Source organism: Halobacillus litoralis (genome assembly GCF_020524025.1).
Lineage (GTDB): Bacteria > Bacillota > Bacilli > Bacillales > Halobacillaceae > Halobacillus > Halobacillus litoralis_D.
Genome location: NZ_JAIVKN010000007.1, coordinates 1 through 19,332, shown reverse-complemented (window position 1 = coordinate 19,332; position 19,332 = coordinate 1). Strand labels below are relative to the sequence as shown.

The following is a 19,332-nucleotide window of genomic DNA, read 5'->3' as shown; positions in this document are numbered from 1 at the left end:
TAGATGAAAGGAGGGCCACACGATGAACGAACTAAAGAAACAATATAAAGAAGAAATTGTTCCATCTTTAATGAACAAATTTGAATATGATTCCATCATGCAGACACCTAAACTTGAAAAGATCGTTATCAACATGGGTGTTGGTGATGCGGTTCAGAACGCAAAAGCACTTGATACTGCAGTTGAAGAACTAACAATGATTACTGGTCAAAAACCGGTCATCACTAAAGCTAAGAAATCAATCGCTGGATTCCGTCTACGTGAAGGTATGCCTATCGGTGCGAAGGTTACACTTCGTGGTGAGCGCATGTACGAATTCTTCCAAAAACTGATTTCCGTATCCTTGCCGCGTGTGCGTGACTTCCGTGGTATTTCTAAGAAAGCTTTCGATGGTCGTGGAAACTACACGCTTGGTGTTAAAGAGCAATTGATTTTCCCAGAAATCGATTATGATAAAGTAAACAAAGTGCGTGGTATGGATATCGTTCTTGTCACTACAGCTGACTCTGACGAAGAAGCCCGTGAACTATTAGCTCAATTCGGCATGCCGTTTCAAAAATAATGAGCTAACCATAAGGAGGGAAAATAGTGGCTAAAAAATCAATGGTCGCGAAGCAACAGCGTAAACAGAAGTACCAAGTACGCGAGTACACTCGTTGTGAACGTTGCGGACGCCCGCATTCCGTACTTCGTAAGTTTAAGCTTTGCCGTATTTGTTTCCGTGAACTTGCATATAAAGGACAAATCCCTGGTGTCAAAAAAGCCAGCTGGTAAACCCGTAACAGGGAAGGAGGTAAATGAGTTATGACAATGACAGATCCAATTGCAGATATGCTGACGCGTATTCGTAACGCTAACATGGTGCGTCACGAGAAGCTTGAACTACCAGCTTCTAACGTTAAAAAAGAAATCGCTGATATCCTTAAGCGTGAAGGTTTTGTACGTGATTACGAATTTGTTGAAGACAACAAGCAAGGCGTTCTTCGCATCTTCCTTAAGTACGGTCAAAACAACGAGCGTGTTATTACTGGTGTGAAGCGAATCAGTAAACCAGGTCTACGTGTTTACGCTAATGCTGAAGAACTTCCAAAAGTTCTTAACGGATTAGGTGTAGCCGTCGTATCTACTTCAAAAGGTGTATTGACAGACAAAGAAGCTCGCGAACAAGCCATCGGTGGCGAAGTTCTAGCTTACGTCTGGTAAAAAAACAGATCAGACAGGAGGTGCAATAATATGTCTCGCGTAGGTTTAAAAACTCTTGAAATCCCTGAAGGCGTTGAAGTTATTCAGGATAACAACACAATTACAGTTAAGGGTCCTAAAGGGGAATTGTCTCGTACATTCCACAAGGACATCACTGTAAACATCGAAAATAACGTTCTTTCTGTATCACGTCCAAGCGATCACAAAGAACACCGTGCTCTTCACGGAACAACACGCAGCCTGATCGCCAACATGGTTGAAGGTGTTTCTAAAGGTTTTGAAAAGAACCTTGAGATCATCGGTGTAGGTTACCGTGCTCAGAAACAGGGCGAAAAAGTTGTAATCAACGCTGGTTACTCCCACCCTGTAGAGGTTGAGAATCGTGAAGGTATCGAAATCGAAGTTCCTTCTAACACAAAGGTTACGATTAAAGGTATCGATAAAGAACTTGTTGGCGCTGTTGCAGCTAAGATTCGTGCAATCCGTCCTCCAGAGCCTTACAAAGGTAAAGGAATTCGCTACGAAGGCGAAAAAGTACGCAGAAAAGAAGGTAAGACAGCTAAATAAGGTTCTTAGGTAATGTATAGAAAGGAGTGACCCAGATGATCACGAAGGCAGATAAAAATGTCGTACGTAAAAAGCGTCATGCGCGTGTACGTAAGAATGTTTTCGGTACAGCCGAACGCCCACGCTTGAACGTATATCGCTCTAACAATCACATTTACGCTCAGCTTATCAACGATGAAAGCCAAGTTACAGTTGCGAGTGCATCCACTGTAGACAACGGTTTTGATCTAGATAACACTGGAAACGTAGAAGCTGCGAAAAAAGTTGGTGAAATGGTAGCTAAGCGTGCAATCGACAACGGGTATAAAGTTGTTGTATTTGACCGCGGAGGTTACTTGTATCACGGACGTGTGAAAGCTCTAGCAGAAGCCGCTCGCGAAGCCGGCCTTGAATTTTAATAGATAAAGGAGGGACATATATGATTACAAACATCGACCCTAACAAACTTGATCTTGAAGAACGCGTAGTTACCATCAATCGTGTAGCTAAGGTAGTAAAAGGTGGACGTCGTTTCCGTTTTGCTGCATTGGTTGTTGTAGGAGATAAAAATGGTCATGTAGGTTTTGGTACAGGTAAAGCACAAGAAGTACCAGAAGCGATCAAAAAAGCCATTGATGATGCGAAGAAAAATCTAATCACAGTACCAGTTAAAGACACGACAATTCCTCACGATATCAACGGACGTTTTGGTGCAGGTAACATTCTTATGAAGCCGGCAGCAGAAGGTACTGGAGTTATTGCTGGTGGACCAGTACGTGCGGTACTTGAGCTTGCAGGTGTTCAAGACATCCTATCTAAGTCACTTGGTTCTAACACACCAATCAACATGGTGCGTGCTACAATCACTGGACTTAGCGAGCTTAAGCGTGCTGAAGATGTCGCAAGACTTCGTGGGAAGTCTGTAGAAGAACTGTAGGATAAGGAGGGAAATAAAATGGCTAAACAGTTAGAAATTACCCTCACGCGCAGTGTTATTGGTAGACCGCAGGATCAGCGCTCTACTGTCAAGGCGCTAGGTCTGAATAAGATCCGTCAAACTGTCGTACTTGAAGATAACCCAGCGATCCGAGGTATGGCTAATAAGGTGTCTCACCTAGTTTCGGTTAAAGAAGTATAATTACACAAACGTAATAAGGAGGTGCAACGCATGAAACTGCATGAACTAAAAGCGGCTAAAGGTACTCGTAAAGAACGTAACCGCGTAGGTCGTGGTATGGCATCTGGTAACGGTAAAACTTCCGGACGCGGCCATAAAGGTCAAGGTCAACGTTCTGGTAGCAAGACTCGTCCAGGTTTCGAAGGTGGTCAAATGCCACTATTCCAACGCTTGCCTAAGCGTGGTTTCACTAACGTTCACCGTAAGGAATTTGCGATTATTAACCTTGATGCGCTAAATCGTTTTGATGAAGGCACAGAGGTTACTCCTGAGCTATTGCTTGAATCCGGCGTGGTAAGCAACCAAAAAGCTGGCATTAAAGTATTGGCTAAAGGTTCAATCGAAAAGAAACTTACAGTGAAAGCTCACAAGTTCTCTGCTTCCGCTAAAGAAGCAATTGAAGCGGCGGGCGGTCAAACTGAGGTGATTTAATGTTCCGGACAATCTCCAATTTTATGCGCGTGGGTGATATTCGACGGAAAATCATATTCACTTTGTTGATGCTCGTTGTGTTTCGCCTGGGAACATTTATCCCAGTGCCTTTCACAAATAGAGATGCGATCACATTCATGGACGAACAGAATGCGTTCGGCTTCCTGAACACATTCGGAGGCGGGGCATTGCAGAACTTCTCCATCTTTGCCATGGGGATTATGCCCTACATTACTGCCTCCATCATTATGCAGCTACTGCAGATGGATGTAGTGCCGAAGTTTGCGGAATGGAAACAGCAAGGTGAGGTTGGTCGTCGAAAATTAGCTCAGTTTACCCGCTATGGAACGATCGTTCTTGCTTTCGTTCAAGCAATAGGCATGTCGATTGGTTTTAACGCTCTGGCAGGGGGTCAGTTGATCACAAATCCAGGTGTAACTAAGTTCATCGTCATCGCTCTTGTATTAACGGGCGGAACTGCGTTTCTTATGTGGCTTGGTGAGCAAATCACTGCACATGGCGTCGGTAACGGAATATCCATTCTTATTTTCGCAGGAATCGTTGCTGCAATCCCAACAGGTGTGAACCAGTTGTACGATCAGTACATTTCTGGTGCAGGAGAAGAACTGTTCATTAACTTAGTAATTCTTGCTTTGATTGCACTTGTTATTATTGCGGTTGTTGTCGGTGTTATCTTCATCCAACAAGCCCTGCGTAAGATTCCTATTCAATATGCGAAACGTATGGTAAACCGTTCGCCAGTAGGTGGGCACTCTACTCACCTACCACTCAAAGTAAATGCTGCAGGGGTAATTCCTGTTATCTTTGCGATATCATTCATTATTGCACCGAGAACAGTCGCTGGTTTCTTTGAAAACAGTGAAGTAGCCTCTGTAATTCAATATATCTTTGATTACCAAAACTGGCCTGGAATGATTATCTATGTAGCTTTAATCATCGCCTTCACCTACTTCTACACATTTGTTCAGGTTAATCCGGAGCAGATGGCTGAAAACTTGAAGAAACAAGGCGGTTACATCCCTGGAATACGTCCTGGTGCAAACACAGAGACCTATTTAACACGGGTGATGTACAGATTGACATTCGTAGGATCGATCTTCCTAGCTGCTGTCTCCATTCTTCCAATCATTCTTGGTTCGGTAGCGCAGCTGCCACCAACCGTACAAGTTGGAGGAACAAGCCTGCTAATCGTGGTAGGGGTTGCCCTTGAAATGATGAAACAGCTTGAAAGTCAGTTAGTGAAACGCCACTATAAAGGATTTATTAAATAATTAGTGTGAAAGCTGATGAATATATGAGAGCGAGGGGAACACGTTGAATTTAATTCTGATGGGTCTCCCTGGTGCTGGTAAAGGCACACAGGCTGAGAAGATAGTCGAAAAATATGACATCCCTCATATCTCAACTGGAGATATGTTCCGTTTAGCTATCAAAGAAGGAACAGCACTTGGCAAAGAAGCCAAATCATATATGGACAAAGGCGAATTGGTTCCTGATGAAGTTACCATCGGAATCGTTCGTGAGCGTCTAAGCAAACCGGATTGTCAAAAAGGATTTTTACTTGATGGGTTCCCAAGAACGATTGCGCAAGCAGAAGCTCTTGAGAATCTGTTATCAGATATGGAAGAGTCAATCGACTATGTACTCCATATCGATGTTCCTAAGGAGCAACTCATCGAGCGTCTGACTGGACGACGCATCTGCCCAACATGCGGTGCAACGTACCATGTTGTCTTTAATCCTCCAAAAGAGGACGGAAAGTGCGACAATGACGGATCCGAGTTGATTCAAAGGGAAGACGACCAGCCGACAACCGTTAAAAAGCGTCTTGAAGTCAATGTGGAGCAGCAACAACCACTGCTTGATTTCTACCAGGAGAAAGGCTATTTGGCATCATTCGAAGGAGATAAAGACATCAACGAAGTTTTTCAGGACATTGATCAAAAGCTTGGAGAATTAGCTAAATGATTATTTGTAAGACACCACGGGAATTAGATATAATGCGGGAGGCAGGGCGAATCGTTGCTTTGACTCACCAAAAAATGAAGGAAAATGTCCGTCCTGGTATAACAACTGGAGAATTGGATAAGATTGCTGATGAATTCATACGCAGTATGGATGCAATCCCTTCTTTTAAAGGTTATAATGGATTCCGTGGCAGTATCTGTGCATCTGTCAATGAAGAACTCGTTCATGGGATTCCTAGTGATAGGGTCCTGAACGATGGTGACATTATCAGTATCGATATCGGTGCTAAATATAAAGGTTATCACGGGGATTCGGCATGGACTTATCCAGTCGGAACCGTTGATGACGACACATTGGAATTGTTGAAAGTTACTGAGCAGTCATTGTTAAAAGGACTTGATGAAGCAAAACCAGGTGAACGCCTTTCAAATATATCGCATGCCATTCAAAGCTATGTAGAACCAAAAGGCTTCTCAATAGTTCGGGAATATGTCGGACATGGCGTAGGGCAGGAACTTCATGAGGATCCACAAATTCCTCACTATGGTCCGCCAAACAAAGGTCCGCGCTTAAAACCGGGAATGGTATTAGCTGTTGAACCGATGGTCAATGCTGGTTCACGTTATGTGAAAACACTTGGTGACCATTGGACGGTAGTCACTCAAGATGGGAAAATGTGCGCACACTTTGAGCACACCATCGCGATTACGGATGAGGGTTACGAAATATTAACAAAATCCTAAATGAAGGTGATCGTTTTTGAACGAATCTGAGTCGAGTCCGCGAATAGGTCAAATTGTTCGTATTGTGCAGGGGCGAGAGGCAGGACAGTACGCGGTAGTGATCGATGTGCTGGATGGCCGCTTTGTGCTGCTTGCTGACGGAGAGAAACGTAAGTATGATCGACCAAAGAAAAAGAATTTGCAACACGTTGAGCTTATGGATTTCATCTCTCCGGAAGTCCAGGACAGCCTTCTGGAAACTGGTCGTGTCACAAATGGCAAGCTTCGATTTGCCGTATCAAAATATGTCAATGAAGCAGTGACTGATTTGAAGAAGGGAGATCAACTCGATGGCGAAAGACGATGTAATTGAAGTAGAAGGGACCGTCGTTGAAACCTTACCTAATGCTCAGTTCAAAGTTGAACTGGAAAACGGTCATTCCGTTTTAGCACATGTTTCTGGTAAAATTCGCATGCACTTCATTCGAATCTTACCTGGAGACAAGGTAACGGTAGAACTTTCCCCTTATGATTTGACTAAAGGACGTATTACGTACCGATATAAATAAAACTCCGATCTTAAAGGAGGTATGGATGATGAAGGTAAGACCTTCTGTAAAACCAATTTGCGAAAAATGCAAAGTCATCAAACGTAAAGGTAAAGTCATGGTTATCTGTGAAAACCCTAAGCATAAACAAAAACAAGGCTAAACTGAAGGAGGTGCACGTAACTTATGGCACGTATTGCAGGTGTAGATATTCCTCGTGATAAACGCGTAGTTGTTTCATTAACTTATGTCTATGGTATCGGGAAATCCCTAGCTAAAGACGTACTAGCTGAGGCTGGCGTATCTGAAAATACTCGCGTTCGCGATCTTACAGAAGACGAATTGGGTAAGATCCGTCTAGCTGTTGAAAACCACAACACAGAAGGTGACCTTCGCCGTGAGAACTCTCTTAACATCAAACGTTTGATTGAGATCGGTTCTTACCGTGGTATCCGTCACCGTCGCGGACTTCCACTTCGCGGTCAAAAGACGAAAAACAACTCTCGTACACGTAAAGGTCCACGTCGTACAGTGGCTAACAAACGTAAATAATAGCAACACAAAAGGAGGTAAGCTAACTATATGGCACGTAAAGGAAACACTCGTAGTCGTAAACGTCGCGTGAAAAAGAATATAGAGACCGGTGTCGCGCACATCCGCTCTACTTTCAATAACACAATCGTAACGATCACCGATGTTCAAGGTAACGTAATCGCTTGGAGCAGTGCTGGTTCTCTTGGTTTCAAAGGTTCCCGTAAATCTACTCCATTCGCTGCCCAAATGGCTTCTGAAGCTGCGGCTAAAGATGCTATGGACAACGGTATGAAAACACTTGAAGTAACAGTTAAAGGCCCTGGTGCTGGTCGTGAAGCAGCTATTCGTTCTCTACAAGCAGCAGGTCTTGAAATCACGGCAATCCGTGACGTAACACCAGTACCACACAATGGTTGCCGCCCACCAAAACGTCGTCGCGTATAATAGTTCTGAATAGAATTTGTCACCCTGTCTATAATGGGTTATGATAGCTTTTATAATCAGCACCGCAGTAGACAGAGAAAATATGCAGTTGTCTTTGTATCGGGACTGCCTACCTGAGGAATTTCGGTTAGACCTATCGTCTAACCGGGGTTTCGACGTTTTGAAGGAGGGTTTTGTGTAAATGATCGAAATTGAAAAGCCAAAGATTGAAACGGTCGAGATCAGCGATGAGTCTACTTTTGGTAAGTTCGTCGTAGAACCGCTTGAGCGTGGGTATGGTACAACTCTAGGTAACTCCTTGCGTCGTATCCTATTATCCTCACTTCCCGGATCTGCTGTCACTTCAGTACAAATCGACGGGGTTCTTCATGAGTTTTCTACAATTGAAGGAGTCGTTGAGGATGTAACAACTGTTATTCTTAATCTAAAGAAACTAGCTTTGAAAGTTTACTCTGACGAAGAAAAGACTTTGGAGATTGATGTACAGGGTGAAGGAAAAGTTACCGCGGCTGACATTACGCACGATAGTGACGTTGAAGTTCTGAATCCAGATATTCATATCGCCACACTCGACAGCAATGCCAGCTTCCGTGCACGTATCACAGCAGAGCGCGGCCGAGGATATCGTCCAGCTGAAGGAAATAACCATGAGGATCTACCAATCGGCGTGATTCCAGTTGACTCTATTTTTACGCCTGTATCCCGAGTGACGTATCAAGTAGAGAACACTAGAATTGGTCAAACATCCAATTTTGATAAACTAACTTTGGATGTGTGGACGGATGGAAGCATTCGCCCAGAGGAAGCGATCTCTCTTGGAGCTAAAATCTATATGGAACACCTCAACATCTTTGTCGGCCTTACAGACGAAGCTCAAAAAGCTGAAATCATGGTCGAAAAAGAAGAGGACCAAAAAGAAAAAGTTCTAGAAATGACGATCGAAGAACTTGACCTTTCTGTCCGTTCCTACAACTGCTTGAAACGCGCTGGTATCAACACAGTGCAGGAGCTTGCGAATAAATCTGAAGAAGATATGATGAAGGTTCGTAACCTTGGTCGCAAGTCACTTGAAGAAGTGAAGCACAAGTTGAACGATTTGGGCTTAGGTCTAAGAAAAGACGATTAATTGATAGAACACATCTAAGATATCCAGATAAGGGAGGGATTATCAATGGCTAGAAAACTAGGACGTACTACTGATCAGCGTATGGCGCTACTTCGTAACTTAGCGACTGACCTGATCATCCATGAACGTTTGGAAACAACAGAATCTAAAGCAAAAGAACTTCGTTCTGTTGTAGAGAAAATGATTACACTAGGGAAACGCGGCGATCTACATGCCCGTCGTCAAGCTGAATCATTCCTTTACAATGCGAAAGCTGATGAAGAAGGAGAGCAAACAGCTTTGCAAAAGCTATTCTCTGACATCGGCCCACGCTATGAAGACCGTCAAGGTGGTTACACTCGCGTGCTTAAGCTAGGCGAGCGTAAAGGTGATGGAGCTAAAATGGCGATCATTGAACTAGTTTAATGAATACCATCGGGGTAAAAGGGCAGGACTGAATCTCATCGTGAGGTTACATCCAGCCCTTTTTTTATACCCTTTTTGGTATCTTTTTTATATTAGAACCAAGCTGTTTAATCGTAATTAGGAAAGATGTAGGAAATGATGTCGTATTTCCTGGGAAATAGACAGGTGAGCAGAGGAGGAACACAGATGGGAGAGAGACAAGTCGAGTTTAGAAATGTATCTTTTCGTTACCAGGAAGATATGCCCTGGGTGTTGAAAGATGTAAGCTTTACGATTGGGCCGGATGAGTGGGTTGCCATCATTGGTCATAACGGGTCTGGTAAATCAACAATTGCCAAACTGATGAACGGACTGTTATTTCCCCAGGAAGGGGAAATACTTGTGGATGGAATACGTGTGAACCAGGAGACCGTCTGGGATGTACGTAAGCAAGTGGGAATGGTGTTTCAAAACCCTGATAACCAGTTTGTAGGTACAACTGTCCGGGATGATGTAGCTTTTGGTATGGAGAATCACGGGATGCCGCGCGAGTTGATGGTTAAGAGAATTGAAGAGAGTCTAAGTGCTGTCGGCATGCAGGAGTATAAAATTCATGAACCACATAGGTTGTCCGGAGGTCAGAAGCAGAGAGTGGCGATTGCAAGCATTTTGGCGGTCTCTCCTGAATTCATCATCTTAGATGAAGCAACCGCAATGCTGGATCCAAAAGGGCGGAAAGAGATCATGCAGACAATCCATGGCGTACAGAAGGAAAGAGATCTCTCATTAATTACAATTACCCACGATCTGCATGAAGTAACTCAGGCCTCCAGAGTCATTGTTATGAACCAAGGAGAAGTATGGATGCAGGGCACCCCCAGGGAAGTCTTCTCAAGAAAAGAACATGTAATCGAAATTGGCTTAGATACTCCTTTTATCAGTAAACTAGCTGACCACTTAAAAGCAGAAGGTGTGTCGCTTGCTCGTGAGCCACTCAATCACCAGGAGTTGTTGGAGGAATTATGGACATTACGTTCGACCATGTAAGCTATGTATATCAACCAAACAGCCCGTTCGAGCATCGAGCATTGAATGACCTTTCATTCTCGGTAAAGTCAGGATCTTTTGTAGCCGTTATTGGTCATACAGGATCCGGTAAGTCCACATTAATTCAGCATTTAAACGGATTATTGCAGCCAACGGAAGGGAAAGTTCAAATCGGTGATTATGTGCTGGAAGCTGAAGGCAAAAATAAGCGCCTGAGAGACCTTCGGGAAAGTGTAGGAGTTGTTTTCCAATATCCTGAACATCAACTCTTTGAAGAAACTGTGGCTAAAGACATCGCATTCGGGCCGCAAAACTTCGGCGTAGAAAACAAAGAGATTGAAAAAAGGACGAGAGAGGCCGTTAAAGCCACAGGACTACCAGAGGATCTCCTGAACCGATCCCCTTTTGATTTAAGCGGGGGTCAGATGCGAAGGGTAGCGATATCGGGTGTATTAGCTATGAATCCTAAAGTATTAGTCCTTGACGAACCTACGGCCGGCCTGGACCCAAGTGGACAGAAGGAAATTATGAGTATGTTCTCTCGGCTTCATCGGGAAAAGGGACTAACGACGATCTTAGTGACCCACAGCATGGAGGACGCTCTTGCTTATGCCGATCATATCATCATTATGAATCACGGAGAATTATACAGTGAAGGCACTCCCTTGGAAATATTTCAACAGCAGAAAGCTCTGGAAGATGTTCAGCTGGACATTCCAGAAGTGATTGCTTTTATTTCGGAGGTTAGGAAAAGGTTGAATATCGATTTAGAGTACAAAGGGCAGACCATAGCCGAGTTAGCAAAGGAATTAGCCCACAAAGTGAGAGGGGGCGGCGATCATGAGTAGTTCCCTGATTATTGGACAATATATCCCGACAGATTCAGTCGTTCACCGCCTAGATCCCCGCTCAAAAATTGCAATTATTTTTTTCTATGTTGTGATCGTATTCTTTGCTAATTCCGTTATGAGTTATGGCGTACTTGCTCTATTTGCTGTTGGGAGTGCTATCCTTTCAAAGGTTCCGCTTTCCTATATTATGAAAGGGCTGAAACCGGTTTGGTTTTTAATTATTTTCACCTTCTTTCTTCATATCTTTGTGACTAGAGATGGAGCTGTTGCTTTTTCAATATTCGGGTGGGATGTATACTGGGAAGGATTGATCCAGGGCGGGGCTATATCCCTCCGTTTCTTCCTGCTTATTCTAGTTACGTCTCTGTTAACATTAACGACTACGCCTATTGAAATTACAGATGCGATTGAAGAACTTTTGGGACCTCTGAAAAAGGTGAAATTTCCTGTTCATGAACTGGCATTAATGATGTCCATTTCCTTAAGGTTTATCCCTACTTTAATGCAGGAAACTGAAAAAATATCGAAAGCACAGGCTTCCAGAGGTGTCGATTTACGTACAGGCTCCTTTAAAGACCGCATGAAGGCTGTTGTCCCCTTGTTAGTGCCTTTGTTCGTCAGTGCATTCAAACGCGCTGAGGAACTTGCTATGGCTATGGAAGCAAGAGGGTATCAAGGGGGAGAAGGAAGAACGAAGCTCAGGGAATTAAGCATCGGCAAGAGTGATGTCATGTTGTATATTGTCTTCGTTCTCTTAATTATCGCATTGTTTTTGACTAGAAGTTAATATGGAGGAAGCAGTCGTGGAAAGAATTTGCATGATCATTCAATATGATGGTACAAACTATGCCGGTTATCAGGTTCAGCCCAACGGAAATACCATTCAGGCTGAGCTGGAGAAAGCACTTCTGAAAATGCACAAAGGGACAGTTGTCAAAGTGACAGCATCCGGCCGTACAGATGCCAGGGTTCATGCCCTTGGACAGGTCATACATTTTGATACCCCTTTAAAGATTCCCATGAATAATTGGAAGCGTGCCATTAATTCTTTGCTGCCTGCAGATATTCAAATTGTCTCGGCGGAATCTGTTCCAAGTGAATTTCATGCACGCTATGACACGACAGGGAAAGAATACCGATATTTTGTGAGGAATGATCAGCACCCGGATTTATTCCGTCGTCATTATACTCATCACGTAAGGGCCGCCCTTGATATAAATGCGATGAAACAAGCATGTCAGTATATTAAAGGGGAACATGATTTCACATCTTTTTGCTCCCCTAAAACTGATATCAAAGGTGACAAAGTACGGACCATCTATGAGGCCTCTATCACCAGCGACATGGATGAAATTGTCTTTACATTCAGAGGTTCCGGCTTCTTATATAATATGGTGCGTATCCTTGTTGGGACACTATTAGAGATAGGTCGTTCAGAGCGGAAGCCTGAAGACATCATAGATATAATCCAGGCTGAAGATCGAAAAGCTGCCGGAAAAACGGCACCTCCTCAAGGATTGTTTCTCTGGAAAGTGTTTTACAATTAAAAAGCAACGAATCCAGGTGTGCATCCCCTTGACATTTAGAGGGAGAGTGTTATATTATATTCTATGGCATTTTATTTCTATACCACGATTGGCCCCGGAAAGTTAATCGTATTTGAGATAAATGATAATCAGTAAAGTCTATGTGAAAAATTAACTATTCAGGAGGGAAACCGATATGCGCACAACTTTCATGGCAAATGAAAACAACGTTGAACGTAAATGGTATGTTGTGGATGCTGCAGGGCAAACACTTGGCCGTTTAGCGAGCGAAGTTGCTGCGATCCTTCGCGGTAAAAATAAACCAACTTACACACCACACGTTGATACAGGTGACAATGTGATCATCATTAACGCTGGTGAGATCCAACTTACAGGTAACAAAATTAACGATAAGATCTATTATCGTCACTCCAACCACCCAGGTGGATTGAAGTCCCGTACGGCTAACGAAATGCGTACGAAATACCCTGAGCAAATGCTAGAGCTTGCTGTTAAAGGTATGCTTCCAAAAGGAAGTCTTGGACGTAAAATGGGCAAGAAACTTCATGTTTATGCTGGTTCTGAACACAAACATGAAGCACAACAACCAGAAGTTTACGAACTTCGCGGATAATTAAAGGAGGTAATCTAGAGTGGCACAAGTACAATACTCCGGAACTGGTCGTCGTAAGAGCTCAACAGCTCGTGTACGTCTTGTACCAGGAACTGGTCGTGTAGTAGTAAACAAACGTGATGCTGAAGACTTTTTCCCATATGAAACACTTCGTATGATTCTGAAACAGCCTCTAGCTGTTACAGAAACAGAAGGTAACTATGATGTATATGTAAACGTAGATGGCGGTGGATTCACAGGACAAGCTGGCGCAATCCGTCACGGAATCGCTCGTGCATTGTTACAAGCGGATCCTGAATACCGTACACCACTTAAACGCGCAGGTCTATTGACTCGTGACGCACGTATGAAAGAGCGTAAGAAATACGGTCTTAAAGGTGCACGTCGCGCTCCACAATTCTCCAAGCGTTAATCTTTGCTTATACAAAAGGCTCCCAACTAAGTTGGGAGTCTTTTTTTATGTCTATTTTTAAAAAAAGCTCTGTTAAAGGTTGTTGTTGATTTTCATCCATTTTTTGTTCATATGATTTGGGTAGCGTGTTCCCTTCCTTACGCAACCGGTTTAACGGACTTTGGTTCGAAAATTGTCCTTTCCGTCCCTCTCGTTTTGAAGAGGCAGTCCTTGGAATGGAGAGACTCCAGAGGGATACAGGTACATCGGGAGACCCGGGAAGGCGTCAGCCTGAGGAGGCTCACGGTACCCCGCGGAAAGCTGGCTATTCCCAAGGTCGCCTCACACACATTCTGCGACGGAAGGAGCTCCACTAAGAATATTTGAAATAACAACACTGAACTTTAACAGAGACTTTTAAGAAAACATTGCTCCGGTAAGGATGGAAGCAGAGACTATAGAGCTCACCCGTTTCAGTATTTACATATTTCCTTTTCTTGTCCCATATAGTAGTGAAGGGAGGAGTAAAAGGGAGGGTTTGGGATGTTGCGACGTTTAAAAACATTCATGTGGATGGCGGGAATTGTTGTCCTTGTATGTGCGGTTTCTTACCCTATTCAGGAAGCGAAAGACGCCTGGACGGTATGGTCATCTCCGCTATCTGGAAAAGTCATCGTGCTTGATCCTGGTCATGGCGGTGTGGATGGAGGTGCGGTTGGTAAGGACGGCACAGAAGAGAAAGTGATTACATTGCAAATGGCGGAGTACTTACGTGATTACCTGCAGCAGGCGGGTGCTCTTGTATATATGACGCGATATGATGATATGGATTTGGCTGCCGAAGATACGTCCGGGTTATCCCGTCGAAAGTCAGAAGATATTAGAAACCGTGTTCAATATATTAAAGAAAAAGAAGCGGATATATATTTGAGTCTGCACTTAAATGCGATTCCTTCTTCCAAGTGGAGTGGGGCTCAAACATTTTACAACCCCACTATAGAGGAAAGTGAGAATTTGGCGAAGTTCATCCAGTCTGAAATCCGTTCAAATATCGGAAATACAAAACGTGAGGCACTCGGACTAACGAATATATATATACTTAAGCATGCAGATGCACCGGGGGCGCTGGTAGAGGCGGGCTTTCTATCCAATGAACGAGAACGTGAATTGTTGAAGTCAGATGATTATCAAAGAAAAATGGCGGCCTCCATTTATCAAGGGATACTCCGGTATGTAACAGAAAGAGAGCCTTCTTCTTCTAATTGATCTAAGCAAATCACCTTAGAAAGCGTTTCATGTATGTTATACTACAGAAAATGAAACATATTTCTAAGGATGGTGAACCGGCATGTTGACACAAGAAAAAGTACTAGAGATTCTGCACCCTATTCAAGATCCGTTTTTACATAAAACGCTGGAAGAAACCGGTGGAGTAGAAGAGATTAAAATTAAAGAAGAAAAAAACCATGTCAGTGTAAAGATTTTAATTGGTAAAACCAATACGGCTGAGCAGATGGAGTTGCAGCAGACGATTGTTAATGCTCTTAAAAGCGGTGGAGCTGCAACAGTTGGTCTGCGCTTCGATCAGCTCCCTGATGAGGTTGTTGAAAAGTTTCAGCCTGCAGCAGATGAATCTCAGGACTCGTCACTGCTCAGTGGAAACTCGAAAACAAAATTCATTTCCATTGCGAGTGGTAAAGGTGGAGTAGGAAAATCTACTGTAACCGTTAATTTGGCTGTAGCTTTAACACGCTTAGGTAAAAAAGTCGGCATTATTGATGCAGATATTTATGGCTTTAGTGTACCAGATATGATGGGAGTGGAAGAACGCCCTGTTGTCAGAGGGGAAAAGATTATTCCTGTCGAGCGCTTTGGTGTTAAGCTTGTTTCCATGGGCTTTTTTGTTGAGGATAACTCGCCTATCATTTGGCGTGGACCTATGCTTGGGAAAATGCTGACAAGCTTTTTCAAAGAAGTAGAGTGGGGAGACCTGGACTATCTCCTTCTTGACCTGCCACCAGGAACAGGAGATGTAGCTCTGGATGTCCATTCTATGCTGCCATCATCAAAAGAAATTATTGTTACCACTCCACACCCTACAGCGGCATTTGTCGCTGCGCGTGCAGGCCAGATGGCTTTGAAAACCGAGCATGAAATTCTGGGTGTAGTTGAAAATATGTCCTACTTTGAAAGTAAGGAAACAGGCAATAAGGAATTTGTCTTTGGCCGCGGGGGCGGAGTGAAACTCGCTGATACCCTGCAAACGGCTGTACTGGGTCATGTTCCTTTACAACAACCTTATGAAGAAGAAGATGTATTTGCACCTTCTGTCTATCAAACCGATCATCCAATTGGTGTCATCTACCGTAATATGGCAGCCAAAGTTATTGATAAATATTAAAAAAAACACGCGCTCCTATTATGGGGGCGCGTGTTTTTTGCTGAATTAACCACTTTGTTCTTTATCGCTTCCACTTCCACCGCTGCCGGACTGCTCGCTGCTGCCTTGTTGACCTCCATCAGATTGAGATCCCTGACTGCCACTTTTCATTTTTTCCGCAGCTTTTAGTAAAGTGTCACTCATCTTAGCCTGGAAGACAGGACTGTTCAGAGTTTCTTCAATGGTCTTTTCTAAATGAGACCTGAATTTTTGTCCCTGCATGACCGTGACCATTTGTTCCATCATCTCAGGGTTTTTATATAACTCGATCATTAATTTCTGATATTCTGCATCCTTCATAAGGCCTTTCATAAGCTTTTTCTGTTGATCCTCAATCACTTTACTGAACTCCTGCACAAATTTAGGATCTGAAAAAAGTTTACTCCAAAAGGCTTTTCCCTCTTCAGAAACTAACGTCTTTTGTACAGCTTGAGAAACCACTTCAGACTCAAGGGCCATGGACTGCTGCATTTTCTCATCCGACAGAACTTCGGTCATCGCCTTTTTTCCATCGTCTGATTTCAGAATATCAACAATCATTTTTTTTGTGGTATCATAGTCCGCCTGTTCACTTGCTCCTGAAGTGCCGTTACAAGCGGCCAGGAAAACAAGAAGAAGGACGGGAAACAATAAGCGGAGTCTGGACATTGTTGCATGTCCCCTTTCTTAAGTTCTCCATAGGCTTACTATTCTCGATTAGACGAAATTTATACCTTCGGAAGAAAAACGGAAAGGTTCATGGTAAAATACGAAGGGAAAGTCTTTGTGGAATTAGGGGGAACATTTCTTGAATAGTCGTAAATGGGTCAGGTTATTTCTAACAACCTTATTGATTGGCGGCGTGGTAACGCTGTTGATCAGTTTTTTCTTCAAACATCAATCATATGCTGAAGTTTTGCAGCCTTTGCAATTATTTGAACTGCTTGGACTTGTTTTATTTTTTACGGGACTTGGGTTTATATTCAGCATAATCAGCCAAATGGGCTTTTTTGCTTACCTTACCGTCCATCAGTTTGGCAAAGGGGTCTTTCGTTCATTATGGGTTCCAGTGCAAATATTCTTAATTGCTTTTACGCTTTTTGATTTGATTTATTTCAGATATCAAGCAGGTGAACAATCGGCTTTGTTCTCGTATGTCTTGGCAGCTTTAGGGTTGTTGGTGCTCGCTTTAATTGTAGCTTATGTAAAGGCTAAAGAAACGAATCGTCATGCGTTTATCCCGGCCCTGTTTTTTATGATTGTAGTGACAACGGTTGAGTGGGTACCAGCGTTACGAGCTGAAGGAAGCGATTATGTATGGTTAATGGTAATTCCTTTATTTATATGTAATGCCTATCAACTAATTCTGCTCCATCGTCTCACAAATTCCTCAAAAACAACGGATTAAGAAAAAGCCACCGGCAATGGTGGCTTTTTCTTATTCAATTTGATCGGCCTTAGACTCTCCCCCGCTTACGAGCTCTGATATGCTTACAAACGATAATCCTTTTTGTTTTAAACCAGGGAGAATGACTTCTAATGCCTTAGGAGTTTGTTTAACTGAGTCGGATGCATGCATAAGGATAATATCACCTTCGGAACCTTCATTTAAAACAACGTCGATAATGTTATTCGTTCCTGGATTTTCCCAATCTCTTGGATTAACGCTCCACTGTACAGCCTGCATGTCCTCCTGCTTAATGATTTTTAAAACCTCTTTGTTCATATGCCCATGAGGTGGTCGAACCCAATTGATGTCTTCATATCCTAATTTTTCAAACACTGCCTTAGCTTCTCTTAAGTCTGCGGCTACCTCTGCAGGCTTCATTTCCATGTAACTCTCATATTTATATCCCATCATACCGATCTCGTGTTTGTCCTCTTGGATTTGATTCACTATGTCCGGGTGGCGTTCTGCCCATTCACCGCTTAAGAAAAATGTTGCCTGAACCTGGTTTGCTTCGAGTTGCTTTAATACATCGTATACCTTCTCTGTCCCCCAGCTTATATTAAATGTAAGAGCCACATGTGACCGATCTTCGCTTCCTTGGGTTAACGCGCGGGGTTCACCGTTATTTGAGAACACAGGAAGTTGACTCCACTGTCCAATCCATAGCATGAGTGCGCAAAAAAATCCCAAAACCACGACTATTCCATATCGTTTGAGGTGCTCTGATTTCCAAGTGTAGAAACTCATGGATCGATTCTCCTTCCTTCCAATATGTTCTATACATATGAAAATAAGGACAACCTATGCTAAAAACATGAAAATTAGGGTAAAAATATAAGGAGTTGTTACAGGGAGGTTCTTCAAATGCATGGATTAATCATTGATGAACAAGAACGGCGTGAAATTGAATACTTATTGAAAAGAGAAATGGAAGAGATCACATTCGATTTAGGTGACAACCGTATCGATAAAGGGATAAAAAATGCAATGGAAGAAAGATATGATGTGTTATTCCAGATCTTCCGGAGATTTGCTACAAGAGAAGAGTGTCTGCAGTATATGCCCCGGAAGAAGAAGCAGAATTAATAGTTGAAGCGGGAATAATTAAACCTCGGATGTATACCCGGGGTTTAATTATTTAGATTCAAAGCCTGGAGACTTGAAGGGTCAGTAAAGAGATCTTGGAGTGGGTGCGACATTAGCTTAGTCTCTTTATATGTAAACCAGGGGTTTCTTTTAGAAATGGAGATAGTGTAGAATCATTGAACCTATGAGATGGTTAACAGGTATGTTCATTTCTAAGCCGGCACGATGGGAGTCTTTTGTCTGCCGCTATCGATGCTGTGTCTTGTCTATAGCTGTCAAGGCCGGTAGACATTGTGCAGGTCATATGCGGCAGGAAGGAAGCATGTTTAGACATTACATCATATATAGAGACTTAACTTTACATACATATATTTTTATTAAGAGAAAATCAAAAAAATTAAAGAAAAGTATTGCATACCTTTTTTATTCTATGCTATATTATTAAACGTTGTCGGGAAAACAAACGAGCGCAAAACAACAACGAACATTTCCAAAAAAAGTTGTTGACATTGCATTGCGAACATGATAAATTATTAAATGTCGCAAAAACGACACAAACAAAAACAAAAAATCATGAAAAAGTTGTTGACACAAACAACGCAAACATGATAAAATGATGAAGTCGCTGTTTTGAAGCGACAAACAACATTTTGATCTTTGAAAACTGAACGAACCAACCAGTACGTCAAAACATTTCTTCTTTAATGAAGAGATTTGAAACAAGCACATTCGGTGTGCAAATGAGCAAGTCAAACTTAACTTTTATGGAGAGTTTGATCCTGGCTCAGGACGAACGCTGGCGGCGTGCCTAATACATGCAAGT

30 protein-coding genes and 1 rRNA gene are annotated in these 19,332 nt (G+C 42.9%); 29 read left to right on the top strand and 2 right to left on the bottom strand.

Annotated features, from left to right (window positions below; translation table 11 throughout):
• The first annotated feature begins 22 nt into the window (after positions 1-22).
• The 26 genes from rplE (at position 23) to LC036_RS17565 (ending at position 15,955) form a co-directional block, all read left to right on the top strand.
• Positions 23-562 (top strand): 50S ribosomal protein L5, encoded by a 540-nt coding sequence (gene rplE, locus LC036_RS17690; protein WP_226585762.1) that lies wholly within the window; start codon positions 23-25, stop codon positions 560-562.
• A 26-nt stretch (positions 563-588) separates the two neighbouring features.
• Positions 589-774 (top strand): type Z 30S ribosomal protein S14, encoded by a 186-nt coding sequence (locus tag LC036_RS17685; protein WP_035511674.1) that lies wholly within the window; start codon positions 589-591, stop codon positions 772-774.
• Positions 775-804: 30 nt separating this feature from the next.
• Entirely contained in the window at positions 805-1,203 is a 399-nt protein-coding gene (rpsH, locus tag LC036_RS17680; protein WP_008636048.1) for a 30S ribosomal protein S8, read from the top strand.
• Positions 1,204-1,233: 30 nt separating this feature from the next.
• Positions 1,234-1,770 carry a 50S ribosomal protein L6 gene (gene rplF, locus LC036_RS17675; RefSeq protein WP_226585760.1) on the top strand — a complete coding sequence of 179 codons (537 nt, stop codon included), beginning with the start codon at positions 1,234-1,236 and terminating at the stop codon, positions 1,768-1,770.
• A gap of 35 nt (positions 1,771-1,805) precedes the next feature.
• A complete protein-coding gene (gene rplR, locus LC036_RS17670; protein ID WP_226585752.1) occupies positions 1,806-2,168 on the top strand; it encodes a 50S ribosomal protein L18 in 363 nt (120 codons plus the stop codon).
• A gap of 23 nt (positions 2,169-2,191) precedes the next feature.
• Positions 2,192-2,686 (top strand): 30S ribosomal protein S5, encoded by a 495-nt coding sequence (gene rpsE, locus LC036_RS17665; RefSeq protein ID WP_319004501.1) that lies wholly within the window; start codon positions 2,192-2,194, stop codon positions 2,684-2,686.
• Between the two features lie 18 nt (positions 2,687-2,704).
• Positions 2,705-2,887 (top strand): 50S ribosomal protein L30, encoded by a 183-nt coding sequence (gene rpmD, locus LC036_RS17660; protein WP_089654426.1) that lies wholly within the window; start codon positions 2,705-2,707, stop codon positions 2,885-2,887.
• A gap of 30 nt (positions 2,888-2,917) precedes the next feature.
• Positions 2,918-3,358 carry a 50S ribosomal protein L15 gene (rplO, locus tag LC036_RS17655; protein WP_128524946.1) on the top strand — a complete coding sequence of 147 codons (441 nt, stop codon included), beginning with the start codon at positions 2,918-2,920 and terminating at the stop codon, positions 3,356-3,358.
• The gene (gene secY / locus LC036_RS17650) at positions 3,358-4,650 is read left to right on the top strand and encodes a preprotein translocase subunit SecY (RefSeq protein ID WP_226585748.1); all 1,293 of its coding nucleotides are present in this window, start codon (positions 3,358-3,360) and stop codon (positions 4,648-4,650) included. The genes rplO and secY overlap by 1 nt, the downstream gene beginning before the upstream one ends.
• A 43-nt stretch (positions 4,651-4,693) precedes the next feature.
• Positions 4,694-5,347 carry an adenylate kinase gene (locus LC036_RS17645; protein WP_226585746.1) on the top strand — a complete coding sequence of 218 codons (654 nt, stop codon included), beginning with the start codon at positions 4,694-4,696 and terminating at the stop codon, positions 5,345-5,347.
• A complete protein-coding gene (gene map / locus LC036_RS17640; RefSeq protein WP_226585744.1) occupies positions 5,344-6,090 on the top strand; it encodes a type I methionyl aminopeptidase in 747 nt (248 codons plus the stop codon). The genes LC036_RS17645 and map overlap by 4 nt, the downstream gene beginning before the upstream one ends.
• 16 nt (positions 6,091-6,106) lie before the next feature.
• Complete coding sequence (locus LC036_RS17635; RefSeq protein WP_035511657.1) at positions 6,107-6,442, top strand: KOW domain-containing RNA-binding protein; 336 nt, start codon at positions 6,107-6,109, stop codon at positions 6,440-6,442.
• Positions 6,420-6,638 (top strand): translation initiation factor IF-1, encoded by a 219-nt coding sequence (gene infA, locus LC036_RS17630; protein WP_008636026.1) that lies wholly within the window; start codon positions 6,420-6,422, stop codon positions 6,636-6,638. Before LC036_RS17635 ends, infA begins: the two co-directional genes overlap by 23 nt.
• 28 nt (positions 6,639-6,666) lie before the next feature.
• Positions 6,667-6,780, top strand: coding sequence for a 50S ribosomal protein L36 (rpmJ, locus tag LC036_RS17625; RefSeq protein WP_002509257.1), 114 nt, complete (start codon positions 6,667-6,669; stop codon positions 6,778-6,780).
• A 23-nt stretch (positions 6,781-6,803) separates the two neighbouring features.
• Positions 6,804-7,169 carry a 30S ribosomal protein S13 gene (gene rpsM / locus LC036_RS17620; protein WP_226585737.1) on the top strand — a complete coding sequence of 122 codons (366 nt, stop codon included), beginning with the start codon at positions 6,804-6,806 and terminating at the stop codon, positions 7,167-7,169.
• 30 nt (positions 7,170-7,199) lie between these two features.
• Positions 7,200-7,595, top strand: coding sequence for a 30S ribosomal protein S11 (gene rpsK, locus LC036_RS17615; protein WP_146818455.1), 396 nt, complete (start codon positions 7,200-7,202; stop codon positions 7,593-7,595).
• A 181-nt stretch (positions 7,596-7,776) separates the two neighbouring features.
• Complete coding sequence (locus tag LC036_RS17610; protein WP_226585728.1) at positions 7,777-8,721, top strand: DNA-directed RNA polymerase subunit alpha; 945 nt, start codon at positions 7,777-7,779, stop codon at positions 8,719-8,721.
• A 45-nt stretch (positions 8,722-8,766) separates the two neighbouring features.
• Positions 8,767-9,126 (top strand): 50S ribosomal protein L17, encoded by a 360-nt coding sequence (gene rplQ, locus LC036_RS17605; protein WP_226585726.1) that lies wholly within the window; start codon positions 8,767-8,769, stop codon positions 9,124-9,126.
• Positions 9,127-9,312: 186 nt separating this feature from the next.
• Entirely contained in the window at positions 9,313-10,152 is an 840-nt protein-coding gene (locus LC036_RS17600; RefSeq protein WP_226585725.1) for an energy-coupling factor ABC transporter ATP-binding protein, read from the top strand.
• Complete coding sequence (locus LC036_RS17595; protein WP_226585723.1) at positions 10,128-11,000, top strand: energy-coupling factor ABC transporter ATP-binding protein; 873 nt, start codon at positions 10,128-10,130, stop codon at positions 10,998-11,000. Before LC036_RS17600 ends, LC036_RS17595 begins: the two co-directional genes overlap by 25 nt.
• Positions 10,993-11,790, top strand: a complete 798-nt coding sequence (locus tag LC036_RS17590) for an energy-coupling factor transporter transmembrane component T family protein (RefSeq protein WP_226585721.1) — start codon at positions 10,993-10,995, stop codon at positions 11,788-11,790. The genes LC036_RS17595 and LC036_RS17590 overlap by 8 nt, the downstream gene beginning before the upstream one ends.
• A gap of 31 nt (positions 11,791-11,821) precedes the next feature.
• Entirely contained in the window at positions 11,822-12,550 is a 729-nt protein-coding gene (truA, locus tag LC036_RS17585; RefSeq protein WP_264188453.1) for a tRNA pseudouridine(38-40) synthase TruA, read from the top strand.
• A 175-nt stretch (positions 12,551-12,725) separates the two neighbouring features.
• Positions 12,726-13,163, top strand: a complete 438-nt coding sequence (rplM, locus tag LC036_RS17580; RefSeq protein WP_226585717.1) for a 50S ribosomal protein L13 — start codon at positions 12,726-12,728, stop codon at positions 13,161-13,163.
• Positions 13,164-13,182: 19 nt separating this feature from the next.
• Positions 13,183-13,575 carry a 30S ribosomal protein S9 gene (gene rpsI / locus LC036_RS17575; protein ID WP_075038155.1) on the top strand — a complete coding sequence of 131 codons (393 nt, stop codon included), beginning with the start codon at positions 13,183-13,185 and terminating at the stop codon, positions 13,573-13,575.
• Between the two features lie 522 nt (positions 13,576-14,097).
• The gene (cwlD, locus tag LC036_RS17570; RefSeq protein WP_226585715.1) at positions 14,098-14,820 is read left to right on the top strand and encodes an N-acetylmuramoyl-L-alanine amidase CwlD; all 723 of its coding nucleotides are present in this window, start codon (positions 14,098-14,100) and stop codon (positions 14,818-14,820) included.
• Positions 14,821-14,902: 82 nt separating this feature from the next.
• Entirely contained in the window at positions 14,903-15,955 is a 1,053-nt protein-coding gene (locus tag LC036_RS17565; RefSeq protein WP_226585713.1) for an Mrp/NBP35 family ATP-binding protein, read from the top strand.
• A gap of 45 nt (positions 15,956-16,000) precedes the next feature.
• Here the strand turns inward: LC036_RS17565 and gerD are convergent, their stop codons facing one another.
• A complete protein-coding gene (gene gerD / locus LC036_RS17560; protein ID WP_226585712.1) occupies positions 16,001-16,642 on the bottom strand; it encodes a spore germination lipoprotein GerD in 642 nt (213 codons plus the stop codon).
• A gap of 139 nt (positions 16,643-16,781) precedes the next feature.
• Between gerD and LC036_RS17555 the strand changes: the two genes are divergently transcribed.
• Positions 16,782-17,381 (top strand): KinB-signaling pathway activation protein, encoded by a 600-nt coding sequence (locus LC036_RS17555; RefSeq protein ID WP_226585710.1) that lies wholly within the window; start codon positions 16,782-16,784, stop codon positions 17,379-17,381.
• A 30-nt stretch (positions 17,382-17,411) separates the two neighbouring features.
• On the opposite strand, the gene pdaB is transcribed toward LC036_RS17555, so the two are convergent.
• Entirely contained in the window at positions 17,412-18,170 is a 759-nt protein-coding gene (gene pdaB / locus LC036_RS17550; RefSeq protein ID WP_226585708.1) for a polysaccharide deacetylase family sporulation protein PdaB, read from the bottom strand.
• A gap of 117 nt (positions 18,171-18,287) precedes the next feature.
• Between pdaB and LC036_RS17545 the strand changes: the two genes are divergently transcribed.
• A complete protein-coding gene (locus LC036_RS17545; protein WP_226585706.1) occupies positions 18,288-18,509 on the top strand; it encodes a hypothetical protein in 222 nt (73 codons plus the stop codon).
• A 761-nt stretch (positions 18,510-19,270) separates the two neighbouring features.
• Positions 19,271-19,332: ribosomal RNA gene (locus tag LC036_RS17540) — 16S ribosomal RNA — on the top strand; the annotation flags it as partial.